This is a genomic window from Micromonospora sp. NPDC049799, assembly GCF_040656655.1.
In the GTDB taxonomy this organism is placed as follows: Bacteria; Actinomycetota; Actinomycetes; order Mycobacteriales; family Micromonosporaceae; genus Micromonospora.
In genome coordinates this window covers 1-2,647 of sequence record NZ_JBFAMU010000614.1, presented here as the reverse complement: position 1 = coordinate 2,647, position 2,647 = coordinate 1, and the positions used below count along the sequence as shown (strand labels likewise).

Genomic DNA, 2,647 nt, shown 5'->3' with positions numbered 1-2,647 from the left:
GCGGCGGCGGCGGACGATCCGAACTCCGGTTTCGCGGTGACCGCCGCCGACCGATCCGGTTGCCGCCCCGCACGGTCAGGTGGGTCAGCGCGGCGGCGGCGGCCACCACCACGTCGCGCTTGAGCCACTGGCCGGTGCCGAAGTCCAGGCTCGCCGACAGGTCGACCGCGAGCCACGTCTCCAGCTCGCGGTCGGCCACCGTACGCCGGACGTGCGGCATCGTCGTGCGGGCGGTGACCGGCCAGTCCATCCGGCGTACGTCGTCGCCGGGGCGGTACTCGCGGGACTCCCCCGCCTCGCTGCCCGGTCCCGGCAGCAGGCCGGCGTAGTCGCCCTGGAGCAGGCCGTCGAGCTTGCGGGTGACCAGGAGTTGCAGGCGGGACAGGACCGCCTCGGTGCGGTCGTGGGAAACGTCGGCGGGCCGACGGATGGGTGGGGTCACGGCCGCTGCCCGGGCCAACCGGCGCCGGGCGGCGCGGTGGTCGGCGTGGGGCTGGACTGCTGCCGGGGTGCGACGGAGGGCAGCGGAATGGTCGACATCACCCGGTGCACGACGTGGTCGGCGGGCACGTCGTCGGCGAGCGCGTCGTAACTGAGCACCAGCCGGTGCCGCAAGATGTCCGGGGCGATGTCCTGCACGTCCTGCGGCAGGGCGTAGTCACGCCCGCGCAGCAGGGCCAGTGCGCGGGTGGCCCGGACCAGGCCGAGCGAGGCGCGGGGGCTGGCGCCGTACTGGATGAGCTGGGCGACGTCCGGCATGCCGTGCTCGGCCGGAGCCCGGGTGGCCAGCACCAGCCGGACCGCGTAGTCGACCAGCGCGTTGTGCACGAAGACCTGGTCGGCCTTGTGCTGCAGGGCGGTCAGGTCGGTGGTGGTGAACACCCGCGTCGGCTCGGGCGGGGCGACGCCCATCCGGTAGACGATCTCCCGCTCCTCGGCGTCGGTGGGATAGCCGACGACGATCTTCATGAGGAACCGGTCCCGCTGCGCCTCCGGCAGCGGGTAGACGCCCTCCTGCTCGATCGGGTTCTGCGTCGCCATCACGAGGAACGGTCGCGGCACCCGGTGGGTCTCGCCGCCGATGGAGACCTGGCCCTCGCTCATCACCTCGAGCAGTGCCGACTGCACCTTGGCCGGTGCGCGGTTGATCTCGTCGGCGAGCAGGAAGTTGACGAAGACCGGGCCCAGCTCGACGTCGAACTTCTCGCTGGACTGCCGGTAGATCCGGGTGCCCATGATGTCGGCCGGGACGAGGTCGGGAGTGAACTGCACCCGGGCGAAGGAACCGCCGACGACCTTGGCGAGGGTCTCCACGGCGAGCGTCTTGGCCACGCCGGGGACGCCCTCCAGGAGGCAGTGTCCCCGGGCGAGCAGCGCGACGAACATCCGCTCCACCATCCGGTCCTGGCCGACGATCACCCGCTTGATCTCGAACAGCGCCCGCTCCAGCAGCGTCGCGTCCTCCGCCGGCGTGGTCGCCGGGGCGGGTGTCTCCGGGCCGGCCCCGTTCGGGGTCGGAGCGTCGGGCATGGTCGGCTGGGCCACCGGTCCTCCACAGCATGATCGGTCGTCGCGGCGTGGTGCGTATCAAGACTCGCATGCCCGGCTGAGTGCCGAGGCGGGGAGAACCCGATTTCGGGCGCGCCGTCCGCTTCATCGAATCGCCGTCAACGGCTGGACAGGGACCGCCCCGCCGCGTGTACGATTCACCCGTCGCCGGGCGGCTCCCCCCGTGGCCGCCCGGCGCTAACTTTCTCGCGGCCCCCCGTTCACCGGCAGTTGCCGCGTCACCCGTGCCGCCGTCCGACCGCCTCCGCGCGTCCGTAGACTGGTTGGGATGTCCGACCCGTTTCCCGCCGGTGCCACGCTGACCTGCTCCGCCCGGGGTTGCCGCGCTCCCGCGCGGTGGGAGCTGCGGTGGAACAACCCCCGGCTCCACGATCCCGACCGCCGCAAGGTCTGGCTGGCCTGCGCCGACCACCGGGCCTCCCTCGGTGACTTCCTGGACGCCCGGGGCTTCCTGCGGGAGGTCGAACCGGTGACCGGATCGCCTACTCTCGACTCGTGAGCGCGCACAACGGATTCCCACGGTGAGTGGCGAGGACGTCGCCGGGTCGCCCCACCCGGCGCCCGACGTCGCCCCGTCTCCGGCGGGCCCCCTCGACCCCTGGCCGGACACCGTCCGGTGGCAGCCCATCTCGCGGGACCTGATCTGGGTGGAGCTGCTGCGCCTGGCCGCGGGGCTGCTCGTCGTCGTGGTGGTGCTGGCCGTCGGCTGGGTGGTCAGCGGCAGCGGCCTGTTCGGGGCCGCGCTCGCCGTGGTGCTGCTGTTCGGCTGCCTGCGGGTGGTCACCATCGTGCGGGCCGTCCACGCCTGGGGGTACGCCGAGCGCGAGGACGACCTGCTGGTCCGGCACGGGTTGCTGGTGCGCCGGCTCTCGATCGTGCCGTACTCACGCATGCAGTTCGTCGACGTCAGCGCCAGCCCGCTGGAGCGCGCCTTCAACCTGGCGACCGTCCAACTGCACACCGCGGCGGCGGCCAGCGACGCCCGGGTGCCCGGGCTGCGCCCCGCGCGAGGGCACGTAACCCCTGCCGCAGCCGCCGCTCGGCCAGCGGGTCGGCCCCGCCCAACGGGGAGTGCAGC

Annotated in this window: 4 protein-coding genes; 2 read left to right on the top strand and 2 right to left on the bottom strand. The window is 73.3% G+C overall.

The window, feature by feature from the left end; all coding sequences use genetic code 11:
- Together AB0I76_RS27245 and AB0I76_RS27240 are read right to left on the bottom strand one after the other, a co-directional pair.
- Window positions 1-460, bottom strand: a 460-nt coding sequence (locus AB0I76_RS27245) for a DUF58 domain-containing protein (protein WP_357041197.1), incomplete at its 3' end; no start/stop codon positions are given.
- Window positions 439-1,545, bottom strand: coding sequence for a MoxR family ATPase (locus AB0I76_RS27240; RefSeq protein ID WP_357041193.1), 1,107 nt, complete (start codon window positions 1,543-1,545; stop codon window positions 439-441). The genes AB0I76_RS27240 and AB0I76_RS27245, both read right to left, overlap by 22 nt.
- Window positions 1,546-1,837: 292 nt before the next feature.
- Here AB0I76_RS27240 and AB0I76_RS27235 point away from each other — a divergent pair, with 292 nt between their 5' ends.
- The gene (locus AB0I76_RS27235; RefSeq protein WP_357041190.1) at window positions 1,838-2,068 is read left to right on the top strand and encodes a hypothetical protein; all 231 of its coding nucleotides are present in this window, start codon (window positions 1,838-1,840) and stop codon (window positions 2,066-2,068) included.
- A 22-nt stretch (window positions 2,069-2,090) separates the two neighbouring features.
- Window positions 2,091-2,647, top strand: a 557-nt coding sequence (locus AB0I76_RS27230) for a PH domain-containing protein (RefSeq protein ID WP_357041187.1), incomplete at its 3' end; no start/stop codon positions are given.

Excerpts from the sequence above, each read along its gene's own strand:
- AB0I76_RS27235 (WP_357041190.1), top strand. The coding sequence starts at position 1,838 with ATGTCCGACCCGTTTCCCGCCGGTGCCACGCTGACCTGCTCCGCCCGG.